Genomic DNA, 19,775 nt, shown 5'->3' with positions numbered 1-19,775 from the left:
TAAATTGAGGCCCTTTAAAATTATAAAAATTTAAAATTTATTCTTCTACTAATTTTCCCTGGACCACAAATCTTGTATCCTTTGGAGAACAAGTTTGTAGGGTTAAAATATCTTTAAATTCACTGGGGACTTCTGTCTTTAATATATTTCTCTCTTTGATGTAGGTTCGAAGTTTTTCTCCATCTTCTTCTGAATATTTTGGACTTCTAAATTTATCATAAGGTCCTGCCTTATAGGCTGCAAAGATTTGGTATTTCTTGTAGCCAGCCTCAGAAAAAATTTCAATAAATTTATTTTTTTCGAAAAATCCATCTTCCTCAAACTTGTGCAAGGCTTTAAAATTTCCACCGCGATCATTGTTGTGGCCATAAATAATTGTGTTTTGGTCAGAAAAATTCTCCTCGTTTCTGTAGTCCATGAAAATTGCTCCAAAGACATTGTAGTCATTCTTGTAATTGTGATTTAGATAATAGTCGTTGTCACTGCCCTTTACTATGGGATAATCTATTTCTGTTCCCTCCACTTTTATCCAGCCAATTACTGACTCATAGTCTTTTTGAAGTGCCACAATTTTTTCCCTTGCTTCCTTATCCTTATTGTCATTAGCAAGCTTTTCTTTATTAGGTTCTTGAAACTTCTCCTGCACTTCCCTTGTAGCAGTCTTAAATTCCTTGTCAGCCTTGTTGTAACTATATATTCTATAAAGGCTAGTGGCCAAAATTATCACTAAAATTATTTTTACTATACTTAAAATTTTATTTTTCATCTTTTCTCCTTTAGAAAACTTAAATGTTACCTATATACTTACCTAATTTTAATACAAATAGTCAAGGAAAATAAAAATTAAAGAAAGAAATCTTTGCAAATTTGACATCTCAAGTCTTTTTAAATTATTATTATAATATAGTTTCACATAATAAAGTAGACTTAAAACTTTTGACAGAGGTGTTTATTTTGAAAGAAGATAAGTATCAGGAAATGAAAAAAAGAATTCCAAATATAAAAAATATAATGAGAATAAGACAAAGCAGAAAAAAAGGTGACATGGGTTATCTTGATTTTTTCATGCTTGGTTTTGGGTCTATGGTTGGAGTTGGTTGGGCAGTTTCATCTAACCACTGGATTGCTCAAGCTGGCGGTCCCATCCCTGCCTTTTTGGGTTTTATAATCGCCACCCTGCTTTTGATACCAATTGGCTTGTGTCATGGTGAACTCCTGGCAACTCTTCCTCAAGGAGGCGGCGTCTTAGTTTACACCAACAAAGCCTTTGGGAGAAATTTATCCTTTATTTCATCATGGTTCTTGGCACTTTCTTACTTGACAATTCTACCTTGGGAGGCAATTTATATAAACACCATCCTCGAAAATTTGATTCCTTGGCTCTCAAGTTCAAGAGTCCTTTATTATGTAGTAGGTGCTCCCATAAAAGCATCTTCCATCCTTCTTGGAGTCATCCTAGCCCTTTTATTATTTTTTATAAATTTTAAGGGGTCTGATTTTGCTTCAAAGCTTCAGTCCATACTTTCTATTTTAATAATTGTAATAGGAATAATAGTTATTATATTTTCTTTTAAGGCAGGTAATGCAAATAATTTGTACCCCCTTTACCAAAATGTAGGCGAGGGCAGTCACTCCTCACTTTTCGGCGGGATAATAGCCATTGTTGTAATAGTTCCCTTTTTTATGTCAGGCTTTGACACTATTGCACAGTCTGTGGAAGAAACTTCGCCAGATAAAAAATTTAAAAATGTGGCAATTGCAATGGTCCTTTCCATAGTAGCCGCAGGAATTTTTTACTCACTTGTAATACTTTCAACAGCTAGCGTCTCCAATTGGCAAGAATATTCTCTCGCCAGTCCACCTGCCATGGGCTATTTACTTCAAGAAGCTTATGGCGGAAATCTAGGTTACATTCTTTCCAAATTAATTATAATAGGAACTTTGGCAGGACTTTTTTCCACTTGGAACGGAATGTTTATGGCATCGGCAAGACTAATCCAATCAATGGCAAAAAATAATTTAATTCCAAAAATTTTTGCCAAGGAACATGCCGAGTATGGAACTCCAGTAACTGCTCTAGTTTTTTGCTTTATTTTTGCTGCCATGGGTCCCTTTGTGGGCATGAACTTAATAGACCCCCTAACCAGTCTAGGTTCAGTTTCCTTTGTCATTGGTTGGTTCTTAACTTGCCTGTCACTTGTGGTCTTAATAAACAAGGACAAAGAGTATTACACATCCTTTAAGGCACCTGGTGGAAAGCTAACTATTTATCCAGCAATAATAATTTCTGCTGTAATTGTCATCTCAACCTTTGTTCCAAAGACTCCTGCCTTTATGGGCTACACTGCCCTGATTATTTTCTTCTTCTGGTTGTTTTTGGGCCTTGCCTTTTTAAAATTTTATAGTAAAAAAGCTTAGCCAATAAAAAAGCAGAGACAAAATTTATCTCTGCAAGTATTTTTAATTTAATCCTTCCATTTTCCCTCTGTCTCTTAAATAAAAACTCCTATTGCCAGGATTATTGCAGAGGGAATCATTATGATGCGACCAAATAATTCCAAGAAGTTTTCCAAATTTTTTTCTTCTCTATATTCCCTTAATTTTTTTGGGATTCCCAAAGCTAAGCCAAGTGCCACAAATAAAAATCCCAAGAATTTTAAAACTTCCACCTTAATCTTTCCTTAAGTCAAAAAAATTTTCTGCAATCATACATCTTATGGACCCGCCGCCATATTTTGATATTGTGTCTACGGAAATTGGAAGGATATCGTCGTATTTTTCAATTATTTTTTTGTGATCATCACTTAGGCTATCATAGGCCGTCTTTGAAATCACGAGAATATTTTTGTCTTCTCCCTTTAACTCAATGGAGTTTGCCGCAAAATTATTAAACTCATCTTCTGAAAGAGAAATTATTTCCTTGCCGCTTTCCCTTAATGAATTTAAAACTCCATCCCTATTTTCTGTAATCAAACTATCTGCAATAATTGCAAACTTTTCTGCCACCATCATAAGCACATTTGTGTGGTAAATGTCCTTGCCCTTGTCCCTTGCCCTAAAAGCCACTGGCTTAAGATTAAAGACCTTGGCAAATTTTAAAAATTCATCTTCGTCACAGCGCTTTGATAGGCAGCCGTAGCAAATATTACTCCACCTGTCTATGACAAGGGCACCTGTTCCTTCCAAAACTTTTCCCTCATCATTTCTAAAATCAACTAGGTCAGCTTTGTCGTAATCAATAATTTTTTTAAGCTGTGGAAGAATTTTTTCGTACTCCTTATTTCTGTTTTCTGTGTACATTTCTGACACAAAAACTTTTCCTGGGAAGGTGACAAAGACATTGTTAGGAAAAATTGAATCAGGTGTAGAGTCGTCAAAGTCTTCTATTACATCAACATGAATTTTATTTTCGCGAAGAAGTCTTACTGCCTGGTCAAATTCCTCTAAGGCTCTCTCTTTTATTTCATCCTCTGCACTTTCCCTGGGACGCTCTTGGTAGACATTGTCAATGGCTGTCTCTTTATTGTACTTAAAGGCATGGGGCCTTACTAAAATTACTTTATTTGTTATCATTTCTCGCTCCTTTTTTTTCATTATAACAAATAAAAAAATAAAAGGCTCTCCAGAAAATTTGGAGAGCCAAAAAAATTTTTGATTTTAAATTTTTTTAATAATAATTTATTACATTTTCAAGTAAAAGTAAGTTGGTAATGCTGCCTATGCCACCGGGAACTGGTGAGTAGGCACTTATTTTTCCATCTACTGACTTTTCATCAAGGTCGCCTCTATATTTCCCTTCCTTATTTTTTGAAGTGCCAATGTCAATTACCAGAGCATCTTGGTTAAAATAAGTCTCGTCTAAGCTTTCTGCTCGCCCCATGGCTGTAAAAATAATTTCTGCCGACCTTGTGTGTTTTTTAAGGTCCACTGTACCCACATGGCAAATTGTAACTGTGGCTAAGTCCTTTAAAAGAAACATGGCAAGAGGCTTACCCACAACATTGGAGTGGTTGATTATAACTGCCTCCTTGCCCTTTAAGTCATAGCCATAAAACCTTAAAAGTTCGTAGGCTGCCTTTGGGGCAAGGGGAGTGAAACCACTGACATCTCCACTGAAAACTCTCGCCATGTTTAGGGGATGCATGCAGTCCACATCTTTTTTTGGATCTAGGGCAAGAGAAATTTTTTCTTCGTCAAAATTTTCTGGGAGAGGTCTAAAGACAAGTATGCCCCCAATTTTTTCATCGTCGTTTAACTTTTTTATAACGTCAATGACTTCATTTTGGCTGGCATCTTTTGCAAATTCATTGACATCAACCTCAAGACCAAGTTTTTCTGCCGTCTTTTTTATTCCCTTTTCATAGGCAAGGCTTCCGTAGTCCTTGCCCACTCTTATTATAGAAATAATTGGCTTAGATTTTAATTTTTTTACCCTTTCTATTAGGTCACCACTTTTTTTCTCAACATAATCCTTAGCATATAAAATCTTAGTCATCTTCCACCTCACTTGGAAGATAAACTTCCACTGCTTCCTTTAAAATTTCTATTTTTACTGGCAAATTTGGACCCTTATCTCCATCAATATCAAGTGCAACTTCTTCACCATCCATTGAATTTATTTCCACTTCTTTAACAGTATAGTGAACTATGCTTTCTCCCTCTTCAACTTCGCCGCTAAGGGAGTCCTTTAAAACTTCAAGCCTGTCCCTTACTGAATCACTTGTCATGATAAATAGGTTTGCCTTGCCACTATTCATCTCTTCATTTTCTTGGGTAAATTCTAATTTTCCAATTTTATTTGTAAGACCAACTATTAAATGGTCTACTGGTCCAGAATAATTTCCACCATCAGATTTCACATCAAGTTTATATTCTTCAGACGAAGCTAATTTTTCTATGGACTTCTTTATATAGGCAAGACCACCAAATTTTGACTTTTCTTCTGAGGAGACTTCGTGGATTGCCTCTGGCACAGCGCCTATTGAGGCAAAGAGGCTGAAAATCTTATCATTTACCTTGCCAAGGTCAATCTTCTTTGTCCTTTTAAAGTCAAAGGATCTTAGGGCAGCTTCCTTGTCATCATCTATCCCCAGTTTCTTTGCCAATAAATTTCCTGTACCACCTGGCAAAATTAAAAGTTTAGCCCTTGAAGAAGTTTTATGCATGCCCAATAAAACTTCATTTACACTTCCGTCACCACCATATACTCCTATGGCATCAATGTCCTTTGTCTCTTGGGCAAATCTTGTGCCGTCGCCAGCTTCTTTTGTCTCCCTTAAAATTACTTCTTCAAAATATTTTTTGAGATAATCTTCAACTTCTCCCACAAATTCTTTGCCGCTTTCGTCTCCAGAATTTGGGTTGTAGATAAATAAAATTTTCATTTAAACACCTCTCTCTATCAATATACTATCATGCCGCCGTTAGGCGAAATAATTTGTCCTGTCATGTAGGAATTTTTCTCTGAAATCATAAAGGCAACTAACTCTGCAATCTCTTCAGTGGTTGCAAGTCTACCCATGGGAATTTCTTCAGATAGAATGCACAAATTTTCTTCTCCAATTTCCTTGGTCATTGGTGTATCAACTGCACCTGGTGCAATCGCGTTAACCGTTATGCCAGAGTAGCCAAGTTCCTGTGCCAGTGCCTTGGTAAGTGCATTTATGGCGCCCTTACTTGCCGAGTAATGACTTTCCATGGAGCCACCAACTATGCCCCAGATGGAAGACATATTTAAAATTTTCCCTGAATGCTTCTCTAACATATAGGGAAGGGCTGCGTGAATGGAATTGTAAACGCCCTTTACATTTACATCAAAAATGTGGTCCCAAGTTTTTTCGTCAATGTCTTGGAAAAGTGCGTAGCTAGAAATTCCTGCATTGTTTATAAGTATGTCAACGCCCTTAAATCTTTTTGAAACTTCATTAAACATTTCTTCCACTTCAGAAAATTTTGTCACATCAGCCTTTATGGCAAGGGCATCTTTACGCATGGATCTTATTTCTTTTTCTAATTCTTTTGCTTCTTTTTCTGATTTATTGTAATTTATTATAATTCTATAGTCTTCTCTTGCCAGCCTCTTGGCAATGTCTCTGCCAATACCTCTTGAGGCACCTGTTATAAGTACAGTCTTCATGTCACACCAACCTTTAGTCTCATTATAGCAAATTTATTTTAATTCTTTAATTAGATAGACATAAAATATTTTATAAAGCAAAAAAACTATGTCCGAGACATAGTTTTTTCTAGGTAAATATGCATTTTTGATTAAATATCTAATCTTGCTTCTTCGTCGAAGTTTTCTTCTGGAATAGGTCTCTTTACAATGTACTTGTAATAGATTTTTTCAACTGCTATTGAAATAGCGTTATCGCCAGTTACGTTAGCTGCTGTACCAAAAGAGTCTTGAGTTAGATATAGTGAAATTAAAATTGTAGCAAGTGTTCCTGATGATTCAATTCCTACTACTGGTAAGAATGGAAGTGCACTCATTACTGCTCCACCTGGTGCTCCTGGTGCTGCTACCATGGCAACTCCTAGGATTCCGATAAATTTAAGAATTAGTGGGAAAGAGTGAGGCATATCAAACATTGAAAGTAGTGTAAATACACAAGCTGTTAAAGTAATCATTGATCCAGCTAAGTGAACTGTTGCACATAGTGGGATACAGAATTCTCTAATTTGTCTTGTTACACCCATTTTTCTGTTACAAGCAACGTTAACAGGAATAGTTGCTGCTGAAGATTGAGTTCCTATAGCTGTTAAGTAAGCTGGAACTGCTGCTTTTATACATTTTGCAGGGTTTCTTCCAGTGTATGCTCCTGATATAACAAATAAAAGAACCAAATATAGTGTATGCAAAATAATAATGCAAAGGAATATTTTCCAGAATATTCCAAGAATTGCAAATACTGAACCTGAATATGATAGGTTACAGAAGTTACCAAAGATAAAGAATGGAAGTAGAGGTATTACGAATTTAGATAATACTAAATTTATGATTTCATTGAATTCGTTAATTCCCTTATAGAAAATTTCTCCGCTTCCCTTTGCTCTTAGTGCTGAAACTGTAAGTCCTAGCATAAATGCAAGTACAAGTGCTGCAGTTACATCGATGAAAGCTCCTAGTGGAATTTCAAAGAAAGGTGCAATTTCATTTGCAGTTGCTTTTTGAACTTGTTCTGCAAGTTCTGGTTTAATAAAGCTTGGGAATATGTTTCTTGCCATAGTGTAGGATAGAGATCCTGCAACTAATGTAGATAAATAAGCAAGTCCAACTGTTACTCCTAAAAGTTTACCAGCACCTTCAGATAGGTCTGCAATACCCTTAGATACAAAGGCAATAATCATTAATGGAATAATGAAGTTTAAGAACTTTCCAAATAATCCTGAGATTGTGATTGCAATTTTAGTTACTACTGCTGGACAATATTGACCAACAAGAATACCTAGCGCAATAGCTATAATAAGTCTAGGAATTAGACCTATTTTTTTCTTTTTTTCTGTCATTTTAATCCTCCTTAATATTCAAAAACTCGGCTCTAATACATTGTCCGGTTTTTGTACCTGCTAGCCCGCCAAGACCAGTCTCCCTAATTGATTCATGTAATAAATGCCCAACTTCACCCATTGCTTGACAAACTTCGTCAAAAGGTACAATTGATTTTACACCTGCAAGGGCCATGTCAACTGATATGAAAGAATTCATAACACCTGAGGCATTTCTAAAAGTACATGGATACTCTACAAGTCCTGCTATGGGGTCACAGGCGAGCCCCATTACATTAATAAGTGTAATGCTGGCTGCATTTAGTGCTTCTTCTACGCTTCCGCCAAGCATTTCTACTAGAGCAGCTGCTGCCATAGCACTGGCAGAACCACATTCAGCTTGGCATCCACCTTCAGCACCGGCGAATGTTGCATATTTACCAATAATTTGCCCTATTCCTATTGATGTCAAAAGTCCATTTATTAATGTCTCATCATCTAAACCATATTTGTCTCTTGCTGCCATTAGGGCTGCAGGCATAATACCGGAACTTCCAGCAGTTGGCGCTGCTGCAATAGTTCCCATATTGGCATTGGTTTCAGATGTGGAAAAGGCCATAGCCATTGTCCTAACTAGAAATTTGCTAGTTAAAGGATCTTTTTCTTTTTGATAGTCGTTCATCTTTTTTGCAAAGCCGTCTATCATTCTATATTCAGTGTCGTAAGTTTTATCTAGTGTTTCATGTGATGAAGCTTTCATAACTTCTAAAATTTCTTGAAGCTTTTTCTTCATCTCTTCTTCAGTCATTTTAAGGACCTTTGTCTCTTCCTTTAAGACTAAATCATAAAAGTGAAGATTTCCACTTTCACATACTTCTATAATTTCTTTAGCAGTATTTAACATTTAAACCTCCACATATTTTGAAGTTAAATATCTAGGATTATTTAACAAAAGATTTTTTAAGTTTTCATTGGCTTTTTCGTCTAGCTCAACAGTTAGGGTTACAATTTCAGTAAGCATATCCTTAGATGTGTTAATAGATTCAATATTGTAATTTTCATTGGCTAAAGCTGTAGAAACTTCGGCTATGACGCCCTTTTGTTCATTGTATTGGAACAAAAATGTTGGGAACTTGCCATCAAATTCAACCTTTATTCCATTTATGTCAACGATTATCATATTGCCCCCGCCAATTGAGGAGCCAATTACATATTCGCTACTTCCATCTTCATAATTAAATTTTATTTTAACTGTATTTGGGTGATACTCTTCTCCTAAATTCATTGGGATAAAAGAGTAGTTAATGCCTCTCTCGTCAGCAATTTCATAAGCCCTTCTAATAGAATTGTCATAAGTTTCAAAGCCCATGATTCCGCCTAAAAGTGCTCTATCAGTGCCATGTCCCTTATATGTATATGCAAAAGAACCGTGCAAATAAAATTCCACGCTTTCATAATTTCCAGGACAAATTTTTGCTGCAACTCTTGCTATCTTGCAAGCGCCTGCAGTGTGAGATGACGATGGACCAACCATTATGGGTCCAAGGATTTCAAAGGAACTATATTCTTTCATTAATTAACCCCCTCCTTGCTACTCTATTTTAGCATAAAGTGATAAAATTGTGAATTAATTTTATCCTTTTCAAAGGCTCTCAAACACAAATTTTAAGTGAATAGTCAATCATCAATAGATTGTACATTGCATGAAATTAAATCGTTTAATTTATCCCATTACAGCACTGATAAAAATAATAATCTTCACAAATAAGTCTTGCAAGCATAAAAAAAATACTATAACATTTACTTTGAGAATATTATTTTCATTAATGAGGAGGAATTGAATGAAAGAACAGAATAAGAAAATTAAAGACAAAAATGATGTTGGCGGCTTTCTGAAAGGCGTAGAAAGAATTGGTAATAAATTACCTCACCCTGCAATGATTTTTGCAATACTAAGTGTAATCGTAATTATAGTATCATATTTTGCAGCAAAATCAGGCTTAAGTGTTACATATTTCGATGCCAAGGCTGGAGAAGAAGTTACTAAAGAGGCTGTATCTCTATTAAATTGGGAAGGGCTTGCTTACATCTTTAACTCTGCAACAGAAAACTTTACAGGCTTTGCTCCACTAGGAACAGTTCTTGTAGCTATGCTTGGTGTTGGTGTTGCTGAAAACAGTGGACTTTTTGATGCAACTTTAAAAAGACTATTATCAAATGTAAACCCTACACTTCTATCAGCTACAGTTGTCTTCGCTGGTGTAATGTCAAACATAGCATCTGACGCTGGATATCTAGTAGTAGTTCCACTAGGTGCACTTATCTTTGCAAATGCAGGTCGTCATCCACTTGCTGGAATAGCTGCGGCTTTTGCAGGCGTAAGTGGTGGTTTCTCTGCCAACTTAGCTCTAGGTACTACTGACCCACTACTTACAAATATTACAAATGAAGCCCTAAAAGCTGGTGGTATAGATATGACTCTTGCCGCTACTTGTAACTGGTACTTCCTATTTGTATCTACTTTCTTAATTACAATTATTGGTACCTTTGTAACTAATAGGATCGTAGAAAAGAACTTGGGAGAATATCATGGCACTTATAAGGCAGACGAAACACCTATAACTGACCTTGAAAGAAAGGGACTTAGAAACGCACTTATAGCACTTCTTATATACTGTGCAATAATGGCAGCACTTATGTTCCCAGCTAATGCACCATTTAGAGCTTTTGAAGAATCTAAAAATGCAATGACACTTAAAAACTTCTTGGGTCACGGACTTATACCTGGAATGTTACTACTTTTCATGATTCCTGGTCTTGCTTATGGTAAAACTGTTGGAACTATAAAAAATTCCCACGACCTTGTTGCTGCAATGACAAAGGCAATGAAGGGCATGGGCGGATACCTTGTTCTTGCTTTCTTTGCAGCACAATTTGTATCTTATTTCAACAAGACTAACTTGGGTCTAATCCTTGCAAAAAATGGAGCAGACTTCTTAGAGTCAATTAAACTAAAAGGACTTCCACTATTAATTATGTTCATCTTGCTTTCAGCTTTCCTAAACCTATTTATGGGTTCAGCTTCTGCAAAATGGGCAATTATGGCTCCAATATTTGTGCCTATGATGTACAATCTTGGACTTTCACCAGCACTTACACAAGTTGCCTATAGAATTGGTGACTCTTCAACAAATATCATTACACCACTTATGTCTTACTTTGCAATGATCGTTGTCTTCATGCAAAAATATGACGAGGACTCTGGACTTGGAACACTTACTTCAATGATGCTTCCATATTCAATGTTCTTCTTGTTAGGTTGGACAATTTTAATGATAGTATGGTACCTAATAGGACTTCCTGTTGGACCAGAAGCACCACTTCATGTCCAAGACATGATAACAATGTTATTTATCTAAGAAAAAATAAAATATTCTCAAAAAATAATCCCGGTGGAAATTTTTCCATCGGGAATTTTTTTAATGTTAAAAATAAATTTTAAAGCCTTCTATTTTTTCTTAGAGATTTTCAGCCCACACCAAAGTCTGTATTTTCAAATAAAATATCTACACGAGGATTATCTTCTAAGTATTTATATTTTTCCACGAACCACGCTACAAGTTCATCGTCTCTTTTTATATCTGTGGAGTTGTTCATAAAAATATTTACTGTTGCGTGGGAGAAATTTTTTATAATTTCCATGTCGCGGTCAATCATTTCTCTAGTCTGACCCCTTATGCCAACCATGACACAGGGGGAGTCAAAATATTTTTTAACTTCTCTATAATCTTTAAAGTTGGCGCCCTTTTTTAGGACTTTTTCCCTAAAGTCATTGTCAAAAGTTTCTATGCCAGTTTTAAAAGTTATGGGGATCCCAAAAAAGTCTCTTATCTCATCTAGTCTATTCCTATAAATCCAATGAGCTTCAAAAAATAAGCCCTTTATATTTTTTTCCTCAACAACTCTCTTTATTTCTCTAAGAGTAGCTTCTGTCAAATCAAAAACTGAGGCTGAGTCAATGACTTCTAAGACTCCAAATTCTCCAGTGACATTTTTTAAAACTTCAAAATTTATCTCGTCAATTTTTTTATTGTCCACCTCGTTGTCTTCTATATAATCACAAAAAGTACACTTGCCCCACTTGCATGGTCTTGCCTTAAGAAGGACAATCTCCCTTTTTGTCTTATTGGTAATTTTTGAATATCTATTTATAAAATCATCTCCCCAAATAAAATCAATCTTCTCTAAATATTTTACCACAAAAACTTTACAGTTGGCTTGGTGTAAATGTTGACACTTGCCCTGCTATTCTTTATACTAAAGCTTGCACAATAGAGTAAATATTTATAAAAATTAATGAAATTTTAATAATTTATAAAATACTTTTTAAGAATGTTAAGTATAATAGTAAAAATAGATGAATTAATAATAATTGCGAGGAAATATATGGCAGTAAAAATAATTGTAGGGTCAACTTGTGACATAGAAGAAAATATTAAGAAGGACTTAATTGTAGTGCCACTTCACGTAACTTTTGGCGAAGAAGACTTTTTAGATTCAGTTGATATTACAAAGGACGAATTTTATGAAAGGCTTGAGAAAAAGGAAGAGTTCCCAAAGACAAGTCAACCTACACCTGTGGCTTTTATGGATGTCTACAAAAAAGTCATAGATAAGGGCGACGAGGCTGTTGTCATTGTCTTGTCATCAAAGCTGTCTGGTACTTATCAAAGTGCAAAGCTTGCAAGCCAGGGTCTTGAGGATAAAATTTTTATTGTGGACAGTTTAAATGTTTCAAATGCAGAAGGTGCTCTCGTTGATTATGCCATGAGGCTTGTAAGGGAAGGAAAGTCTGCAAGAGAAATTGCCCAATTATTAGAGGAAGCAAAGAAAAGACTTAGACTTGTAGTTTTAGTTGACACCTTGGAATATCTTGAAAGAGGCGGAAGAATTTCAAAGGCATCTGCCCTTATAGGTGGACTTTTCTCTGTCAAGGTTCTTCTTTCCATGGAAGATGGTGCAATTGAATCTGTTGGCAAGGCAAAGGGAATAAAAAATGCCAACAACTTATTTATTAGCGAAATAAAAAAACATGGGTCTATTGACTTTTCCATGCCCCTTAAACTTGGTTACACAGGTAGAGACAGTGAAAAGATTGAAAAATATTTGAGAGAGACAAAAGATCTTTGGGAAGATAAGATTTCTTCTCCAGAATTTATACAAATAGGAAGCGTTGTTGGCACTCACACAGGTCCAGGTGCCCTTTTCTTAGCATATTTTAGAAATTAATTTTAATTTCCCTCGGGGAAATTTTCTATATAATTTTTTTCTTTTTTAAGTTATTTATTAAGAGTAGTTTTTATAATTATTTTTTGAGAAAGGAAGGAATTTATGGAGGAAAAGAAAATTATCCTATCGGGCATTACTTTTCGCTACGAGGATTTGAAAATTACTGATGAAGTTATGGAAAATATAGAGGACTTTCTCTTGGACTTAAAGAACAGCCCCGATGGAATTTACGACAGCTTCTTTATGTATAAGGATGGCGACAACTTAATTATTTACTAATTTTTAAAGCTAGGGATGACCCTGGCTTTTTTTATAAAATTTACCAAAACTTTATCGCCAACTTTATTTATTATTTTTATAATTTTTACCTAAATTTAGATTTCTTTATCAAATTATAAATCTGTGGTAAAATGAAGAGGACAGGAGTTGATTTATTGGAAAAAGAAACTGATTTTAAGGGACTCTTTAGACTCTTTACTAGGTCTATAATTATTTCCATGATTGGAATGATTTTTCCCTTTCTTTATATTTTATTTCCTTCTATGTATGTAGTTGAATCTGTAAAAGAAGGAATTATAAAGGTGATGGCTACTTTAATTGCAGTTGTCCTCCTAATCGGTGCCATCTTAGGACCCATGGAGGCAATAATAATTTTTACAATTTTTGGACCCTTCATCTTAATTTTTCACTATATGATTAGCACCAATAGACCTGTTGCAACTACAATTATGGCAACATCTCTTATATTTTTTACATCTATAATGGTTTTATTTTTTGCCTTTGGCATAAATAGTGAAGTGCTAAATTCAAGGGAAACAATTAATTCTATTACAGGCTTTTATACAAATATTGCTAAGGAAGCTGGACTATCACAAGGGGACCTATCAAATTTTGCTGCAAGTGCAGAAATTTATTACAAGAGATTTTTACAAATCCTTCCCTCTGTTTTGATAATCATATCTGTAGTCACTTCCTATGTAACTTACACTACAGCTGGAAGAAGTCTCCTTTCAAAGGGAAAGTTTATCATGCAACCTTCTTCTCTTGAATTTTTAAAACTCCCAAGAGAAGTTATTATGCTATCCATTGCTACTCTTGCAATTTTTTCTTTGACTGGCGATTATTTTGGTCCCAGCGGTCAAATTTTCATCTTAAATTTAATGAATTTAGTTTTTTTCATGCTCTTTGCGGCAGGTATAAGCGTTCTTAAATTTTATATGACGAGATTTGGCTTTAAGAGTTTTTTACAATATCTATTAATTGGTCTTTGCCTAGCCATCTCAGGGCTACAAATTTTTGTCATGATACTTGGCGCCCTTGACCAAATTGTTAACTTTAGAAAAATTAATTAAGTGGGAATATTATGAAAGATAATTATAAAATTAGCGATTTTCTCCCCTATCTTATTTTTGGAATCGCAGTTGTAATAATTTTAATAATACTAAAGCCAATTCTTGGTCTTATTTCAATTATTGCTTTGGCATATATTTTTTATTTAACTTATTCCGAAATCAAAAATAAGAATGAAGAGACAATCAAACACATTGAAAATTTAAACGAAAATTTCGACTCTTTAACTAAGGAAGCTATTTTTGACATGCCCTTTCCCCTTGTAGTAACTGATGAAAAGGCAAAAATCCTCTGGTACAACACTCCCTTCATAAATTTATTTAACGAGAAGAGTGTACTAGACAGGGACCTTGAAAATTTAGTTAAGGACATTGACATCTCAAATATAATAGGTAGAAATGGTGCAAACACCCTTCCTATTGAAATCAACAAGAGATCCTTTAGCGTCTACACAAATGTTGTTGAAAATAAATCTGAAAAAAGTGATGGGAAGTCTGTCCTCCTTTACTTTGTAGATAACACTGCCTACAAAAATTTAAAGGACAAGTACAATTCTGAGTATCCAATTATTGCAAAGATTGAAGTGGACAATTTCTCTGAGGCTGTAAGTTCTGCCCCATCAGAAATTAGACCCCTACTTATTGCAGAGATTGACTCAACTATTTCTCAGTACTTTGAAGAGTACGACTCCCTAGTTAGAAAAGTAGACGAAGATTTATACCTAGTTGTAATGACTTATAGGTCTCTAAGTTCTATAAAGGACAAGAGGTTTGACATCTTAGATGATTTGAGAGATTTAAACAAGGGCAACTCCATTCCAATAACCTTATCCATTGGAGTTTCTTCCTTTGGACTTAATTTTAAAGATGCCTACCTTGAAGCTGACTCATCCCTTGACCTGGCACTAGGTCGTGGTGGTGACCAAGCCGTTGTAAAGGTTGACGACAACTATGCCTTTTTTGGCGGCAAGTCAAAGGCTGTTGAAAAGAGAAATAAGGTTAAGGCAAGAGTTATAGGTGAAGCCTTAAAACAATTAATCGACAGATCTGAAAATGTCTACATCATGGGTCACCAAAATCCAGACATGGATGCCATTGGTGCTGCCATAGGCTGCCTTCGTGCAACCCTAAATAGGAATAAGGAAGGCTTTATAGTCCTTGAAAAGTCCAATCCATCTATTGACAATTTAATTGACAGGATGAAGGAAGAGGAGCCTGAGCTTTATGCAAAGGTCATTTCAAGAGAAACTGTCATGAATACAATAAAGCACTCTTCTCTAATAATTTTAGTGGACAATCACAAGCCATCCTTTACAGAGTATCCAGACCTCTTAAAGGCAACTGGTCAAATAGTTGTAATCGACCACCACAGAAGGGGCAAGGAATTTGTTGAAAATCCAGTTTTAACTTATGTAGAACCCTATGCTTCTTCCACTTGCGAATTAATAACTGAAATGCTAACTTATATGTCTGACGACTTAAATTTAACTCACTTTGAAGCTGATGCTCTCATGAGTGGAATAGTTGTTGACACAAAGAACTTCTCCTTCCAAACTGGGGTGAGAACCTTTGAAGCTGCTTCGGTTTTAAAGAGGGCTGGGGCAAATATGTTAAAGGTAAAGGCACTTTTCCAAGACGATTTTGACACTATGCTTTACAGGGCAGATGTAATTCACAACACAAAAATAATCCACGACAATATTGCTGTATCGAGATTTGAAAAGGCGGCAAAAAATTCCGTCCTTGTGGCTGCACAAGCTGCCGATGCCCTACTTGATATAAACGGCATTGACGCATCCTTTGTTTTAACTATTAACGATGGCAAAACCCACATATCTGGCAGGTCTCGTGGAGAAGTTGTATCAGTTCAACTTATTCTTGAAAAAATTGGCGGCGGCGGTCACTTAAATATGGCTGGAGCCCAAGTTGACACAGAAGATTTAGACGAAGCTGAAAAGATTTTAATAGAAGCTATAAATGAATATTTAGAAGAAAACAAAAGCGAGGAATAACATGAAAGTAATTTTATTAAAGGACGACAAAAACTTAGGACCAAAGGGAAGCATAGTTAACGCAAAGACTGGCTACGCTCGTAACTTTTTAATCCCAAGGGGAGTTGCCATTGAAGCTACTCCTGAAAACATGGAAACTTGGAAGAAAAATAAAATTGAAGAAGAAAAGTTAGAAAAGGAAAACCGCGCCAAGGCAAATGAAGTTAAGAAAAAAATCGAAGAAATAACTCTTACTATTAAGGCAAAGGCCGGCGAAGGCGGAAGACTTTTTGGTGCAATAACTTCACAAGATATTGCTAAAAATTTAAAGAGTGAATACAAAATTGAAGTTGACAAGAAAAAAATTGACCTAGCTGAAAATATTAAAGAAGCTGGCATGAAAAACATCGACATAAAATTGTATCCAGATGTTACTGCAACTTTAAAGGTAAATGTTAGACCGGAATCTTGATTGATATGGATGTAAAAGACCAATTAGATTTAAATTCTGTTGAAAATATAAAAATGCCTCCTCACAGCTTAGAGGCTGAGGAATCTGCCCTTGGCTCTATGATGTTATCCAAGGAAGCTATAACTGCCTCTATTGAAATTTTAAAGACAGAGGACTTTTATCAAGATGCTCACAGAAAAATTTACGATGCAATTTTAAATATTTACAACAGAAATGAACCTGCAGATGTAATAACCATTGCAGAAGAACTGAAAAAAACTGAATCCCTGGAAGAAGTTGGCGGCATAACTTATCTTGCTGACCTGTCTTCCAATGTAACTGCCGTATCAAATATTAGGTCTTACTGCAAAATTATTAAGGAAAAGGGAATCTTAAGAGAATTAATAAATGCCTCTGACAAAATTATTTCCGCTGCCTATTCATCAGATGCAAAGGCAGAACTTATAATAGAGCTTGCAGAAAAATCTGTATTTGATATTACTCAGGACTCAACAAAAAATGGACTTGTTAATATAAAAAATATTGCCCTTGAATCCTTCTCTGACTTGGAAAAGAAGGCGCAAAATCCAAATGCCTTAACTGGTCTTACAACTGGCTTTGTGGATCTTGACAGGAAAATTTCTGGTCTGCAAAAGTCTGACTTAATTTTACTTGCAGCAAGACCTTCCATGGGTAAAACTGCTCTCATGGTAAATATTGCCACTAACGCGGCCCTAAGAGGGGGCGCATCAGTTGCAGTCTTCTCCCTTGAAATGAGCAAGAACCAACTTTTCCAAAGAATTATTTCATCAAATGCCCATGTGGATTTGCAAAAAGTTATTTCCGGCAACTTAAATGAGGAAGAGTGGACAAAAATAATTAACACCATGCCCATTGTCTCCAATTTAAAAATTGAAATTGATGACACTGCCGGCATCTCGCCCCTTGAACTAAAAGCCAAGTGCAGAAGGATGAAGGTAGAAAAGGGACTTGACTTAATCGTAATAGACTACTTACAGCTTATGCAGATGAACTCCCGAGTTGAGTCAAGGCAACAAGAAATTTCTGCCATTTCAAGAAATTTAAAGGCAATAGCCAAGGAACTTGAAGTGCCAGTTATTGCACTTTCGCAACTTTCTCGTGCCCCAGAACTAAGAACTGACCACAAGCCAATCCTCTCTGACCTTCGTGAGTCTGGCGCCATAGAACAAGACGCCGACATAGTAATGTTTTTATACAGAGATGAATATTACACCAAGGAAGAATCAGAAAAGCCAAACATTGGCGAAGTAATTATTGCCAAGCACAGAAATGGTCCTACGGGAACAGTTGAATTAATGTTTAAGAAAGAATTTACAAAGTTTTTAAATTTACAGAGAAGTGAATAAATTTTTTAAGGCTCTTGTCTTTATGGCGAGAGCCTTTTATTTTTGTGGTCACAAATGTTATAATAGCTTTGACAAATTTGGAGGTAAATATGATTTTAGATTTAATAAAAGTAGTGATCCTTGGAATTATTGAAGGACTCACAGAATTTTTGCCTGTTTCATCAACAGGTCACCTAATAATAGCAGACAGCTTTATAAAACTTGAGCCAAAGTCCTTTTCCAATGCCTTTAGCGTAATTATTCAGCTTGGTGCAATTCTTGCCGTAGTTTATTTATACTTCTACGACATCAATCCCATTGCCAGGGGAAAGCTTGCACCAGTTATTGGCGAGGAGAAATACGATAGTTTAACTTTTAAGGAAAAATTTAAGTACAGAGACCTGGAAACTATGAGACTAATTGCAAAGATAATAGTAGGTTTTCTTCCTGCAGCCTTTTTTGGATTTTTGCTAGACGACTTCATCGACGCCCACCTCTTTAATCCAATTACAGTTGCCATAGCCCTAATTTTTTATGGGATAATAATTATTTTTATGGAAAAAAATAATAGGGACAAGACTTTTAAGTACGAAAGCTTAGACGACATTGGACTAAAGACTGCACTTTTCATTGGCTTTTTCCAATGCCTTGCCATGGTGCCAGGAACATCTCGCTCTGCTGCAACAATTATTGGTGCAATGCTACTTGGCTGTTCAAGAACAAGCTCTGCAAAATTTTCTTTCTATCTTGCAGTCCCAACTATGCTGGGAGCAACTGCCCTTAAAATTTTTAAAATTGGCTTTTCCTTTACAGCTTGGCAATGGTTTTTGATTATTCTTGGCGGCGTAATTTCTTACATCGTTGCCCTTATAGTAATTAAAAAATTCCTTGGCTATGTTCGTGAACATGACTTCATTCCCTTTGGCTATTACAGAATAGTCCTTGGTATTCTTGTTTTATGTCTTGGATTTTTCAATATAATTTGAGGTGAATATGAAAGATTTTAATGTAGGAATAATTCAGCTGCCAGCCACTGGCGATAAGGAAAAAAACTTAAATACTATGGAAGAATATGTGACTCGAGCAAAAAAGGGCGGGGCTCATGTAGTTTGTCTTCCAGAAATGTGGAACTGTCCCTACCAAAATTCTTATTTCACAAAATTTGCTGAAGAAGATTTTGGGGAAACTTATAAAAAAATGAGCCAGGTGGCAAAAGAAAATAAAGTCTACTTAATTGGCGGCTCCATACCAATTAAGTCTGGCGAAAAAATTTACAACCGCTCCTATGTCTTTGACAAGGCTGGCAGAGAAATTTACAGGTATTCAAAGATCAACCTCTTTGACATTGAGGGCTACAAGGAGTCTGATACCATTTCTGGCGGCAAGTCCCTGGGAGTTTTTGAAACAGAGTATGGAATTTTTGGTCTGGCAATTTGTTTTGACCTAAGGTTTCCTGAGCTTTTCCAAAGTTTTCGTGACTTCGGGGCAGAAGTCATCTTCGTCCCATCAACCTTTATGAAAAAAACTGGCGAAGTTCACTTCCACCTTTTAAATAGGGCTCGTGCAGTGGACACTCAGTGCTATGTAGTTTCACCTGCCATAGCAAGAGATGAGGACCTTTCCAAAAACGCCTACGCCCACTCCCTATGTGTTTCACCAAGTGGCGATATCCTAATAGACTTAGGTCAAGAAAAAAATCTCGCCGTAATAAAATTGGAAGATGAAAAGGTAAAGAGGGAAAGGGAAAAACTTCCCCTAGAAGTTTCAAGACAAAATAGAAAAATGTATTAAAAAATATTTTACGGATAAAATGAACTGACCCCCAAAAGTTGGACTAACA

20 protein-coding genes are annotated in these 19,775 nt (G+C 35.8%); 10 read left to right on the top strand and 10 right to left on the bottom strand.

What is annotated here, in order from left to right; all coding sequences use genetic code 11:
- Positions 1–37 precede the first annotated feature (37 nt).
- Positions 38–766 carry a class B sortase gene (srtB, locus tag HMPREF2801_RS06820; protein ID WP_070611313.1) on the bottom strand — a complete coding sequence of 243 codons (729 nt, stop codon included), beginning with the start codon at positions 764–766 and terminating at the stop codon, positions 38–40.
- Positions 767–954: 188 nt separating this feature from the next.
- Between srtB and HMPREF2801_RS06815 the strand changes: the two genes are divergently transcribed.
- Positions 955–2,418, top strand: a complete 1,464-nt coding sequence (locus HMPREF2801_RS06815; protein ID WP_070611312.1) for an APC family permease — start codon at positions 955–957, stop codon at positions 2,416–2,418.
- A gap of 74 nt (positions 2,419–2,492) precedes the next feature.
- Here HMPREF2801_RS06815 and HMPREF2801_RS09350 read toward each other — a convergent pair whose 3' ends face one another.
- From HMPREF2801_RS09350 to sdaAB, 8 genes are all read right to left on the bottom strand, one after another.
- A complete protein-coding gene (locus HMPREF2801_RS09350; RefSeq protein WP_168162843.1) occupies positions 2,493–2,669 on the bottom strand; it encodes a hypothetical protein in 177 nt (58 codons plus the stop codon).
- 1 nt (position 2,670) lies between these two features.
- Positions 2,671–3,573 (bottom strand): arginine deiminase-related protein, encoded by a 903-nt coding sequence (locus HMPREF2801_RS06810; protein WP_083303725.1) that lies wholly within the window; start codon positions 3,571–3,573, stop codon positions 2,671–2,673.
- A 94-nt stretch (positions 3,574–3,667) separates the two neighbouring features.
- Positions 3,668–4,495 (bottom strand): bifunctional 5,10-methylenetetrahydrofolate dehydrogenase/5,10-methenyltetrahydrofolate cyclohydrolase, encoded by an 828-nt coding sequence (locus tag HMPREF2801_RS06805; RefSeq protein WP_070611308.1) that lies wholly within the window; start codon positions 4,493–4,495, stop codon positions 3,668–3,670.
- Complete coding sequence (locus tag HMPREF2801_RS06800; protein ID WP_070611306.1) at positions 4,488–5,384, bottom strand: diacylglycerol/lipid kinase family protein; 897 nt, start codon at positions 5,382–5,384, stop codon at positions 4,488–4,490. Before HMPREF2801_RS06800 ends, HMPREF2801_RS06805 begins: the two co-directional genes overlap by 8 nt.
- A 17-nt stretch (positions 5,385–5,401) precedes the next feature.
- Positions 5,402–6,136: an elongation factor P 5-aminopentanone reductase gene (gene ymfI / locus HMPREF2801_RS06795; protein ID WP_070611304.1), complete on the bottom strand. Its 735-nt coding sequence runs from the start codon at positions 6,134–6,136 to the stop codon at positions 5,402–5,404.
- A gap of 131 nt (positions 6,137–6,267) precedes the next feature.
- Complete coding sequence (locus HMPREF2801_RS06790) at positions 6,268–7,509, bottom strand: dicarboxylate/amino acid:cation symporter (RefSeq protein WP_070611303.1); 1,242 nt, start codon at positions 7,507–7,509, stop codon at positions 6,268–6,270.
- Between the two features lies 1 nt (position 7,510).
- Positions 7,511–8,392 (bottom strand): L-serine ammonia-lyase, iron-sulfur-dependent, subunit alpha, encoded by an 882-nt coding sequence (gene sdaAA / locus HMPREF2801_RS06785; protein ID WP_070611302.1) that lies wholly within the window; start codon positions 8,390–8,392, stop codon positions 7,511–7,513.
- Complete coding sequence (gene sdaAB / locus HMPREF2801_RS06780; protein ID WP_070611301.1) at positions 8,393–9,061, bottom strand: L-serine ammonia-lyase, iron-sulfur-dependent subunit beta; 669 nt, start codon at positions 9,059–9,061, stop codon at positions 8,393–8,395.
- A gap of 268 nt (positions 9,062–9,329) precedes the next feature.
- Between sdaAB and HMPREF2801_RS06775 the strand changes: the two genes are divergently transcribed.
- A complete protein-coding gene (locus HMPREF2801_RS06775; RefSeq protein WP_070611300.1) occupies positions 9,330–10,907 on the top strand; it encodes an AbgT family transporter in 1,578 nt (525 codons plus the stop codon).
- 109 nt (positions 10,908–11,016) lie between these two features.
- Here the strand turns inward: HMPREF2801_RS06775 and HMPREF2801_RS06770 are convergent, their stop codons facing one another.
- The gene (locus HMPREF2801_RS06770) at positions 11,017–11,700 is read right to left on the bottom strand and encodes a radical SAM protein (protein WP_070611399.1); all 684 of its coding nucleotides are present in this window, start codon (positions 11,698–11,700) and stop codon (positions 11,017–11,019) included.
- A gap of 234 nt (positions 11,701–11,934) precedes the next feature.
- Here HMPREF2801_RS06770 and HMPREF2801_RS06765 point away from each other — a divergent pair, with 234 nt between their 5' ends.
- From HMPREF2801_RS06765 to HMPREF2801_RS06735, 8 genes are all read left to right on the top strand, one after another.
- A complete protein-coding gene (locus HMPREF2801_RS06765; RefSeq protein ID WP_070611299.1) occupies positions 11,935–12,777 on the top strand; it encodes a DegV family protein in 843 nt (280 codons plus the stop codon).
- Between the two features lie 102 nt (positions 12,778–12,879).
- On the top strand, positions 12,880–13,056 hold the full coding sequence (locus HMPREF2801_RS09345) for a hypothetical protein (RefSeq protein ID WP_168162842.1): 177 nt from the start codon (positions 12,880–12,882) through the stop codon (positions 13,054–13,056).
- Positions 13,057–13,187: 131 nt separating this feature from the next.
- Positions 13,188–14,129: a DUF2232 domain-containing protein gene (locus HMPREF2801_RS06760; RefSeq protein WP_070611298.1), complete on the top strand. Its 942-nt coding sequence runs from the start codon at positions 13,188–13,190 to the stop codon at positions 14,127–14,129.
- An 11-nt stretch (positions 14,130–14,140) separates the two neighbouring features.
- Positions 14,141–16,138, top strand: a complete 1,998-nt coding sequence (locus HMPREF2801_RS06755; protein WP_070611297.1) for a DHH family phosphoesterase — start codon at positions 14,141–14,143, stop codon at positions 16,136–16,138.
- A gap of 1 nt (position 16,139) precedes the next feature.
- Positions 16,140–16,589 carry a 50S ribosomal protein L9 gene (gene rplI, locus HMPREF2801_RS06750; RefSeq protein ID WP_019125597.1) on the top strand — a complete coding sequence of 150 codons (450 nt, stop codon included), beginning with the start codon at positions 16,140–16,142 and terminating at the stop codon, positions 16,587–16,589.
- Between the two features lie 5 nt (positions 16,590–16,594).
- A complete protein-coding gene (gene dnaB / locus HMPREF2801_RS06745) occupies positions 16,595–17,956 on the top strand; it encodes a replicative DNA helicase (protein ID WP_070611398.1) in 1,362 nt (453 codons plus the stop codon).
- An 89-nt stretch (positions 17,957–18,045) separates the two neighbouring features.
- Positions 18,046–18,921, top strand: coding sequence for an undecaprenyl-diphosphate phosphatase (locus HMPREF2801_RS06740; protein WP_070611296.1), 876 nt, complete (start codon positions 18,046–18,048; stop codon positions 18,919–18,921).
- A gap of 7 nt (positions 18,922–18,928) precedes the next feature.
- Complete coding sequence (locus tag HMPREF2801_RS06735; protein WP_070611295.1) at positions 18,929–19,726, top strand: carbon-nitrogen hydrolase family protein; 798 nt, start codon at positions 18,929–18,931, stop codon at positions 19,724–19,726.
- Positions 19,727–19,775 lie beyond the last annotated feature (49 nt).

This window comes from Peptoniphilus sp. HMSC062D09, from assembly GCF_001811425.1.
Taxonomy (GTDB): Bacteria; Bacillota; Clostridia; order Tissierellales; family Peptoniphilaceae; genus Peptoniphilus_A.
This window is presented reverse-complemented; position numbering and strand designations above follow the sequence as displayed.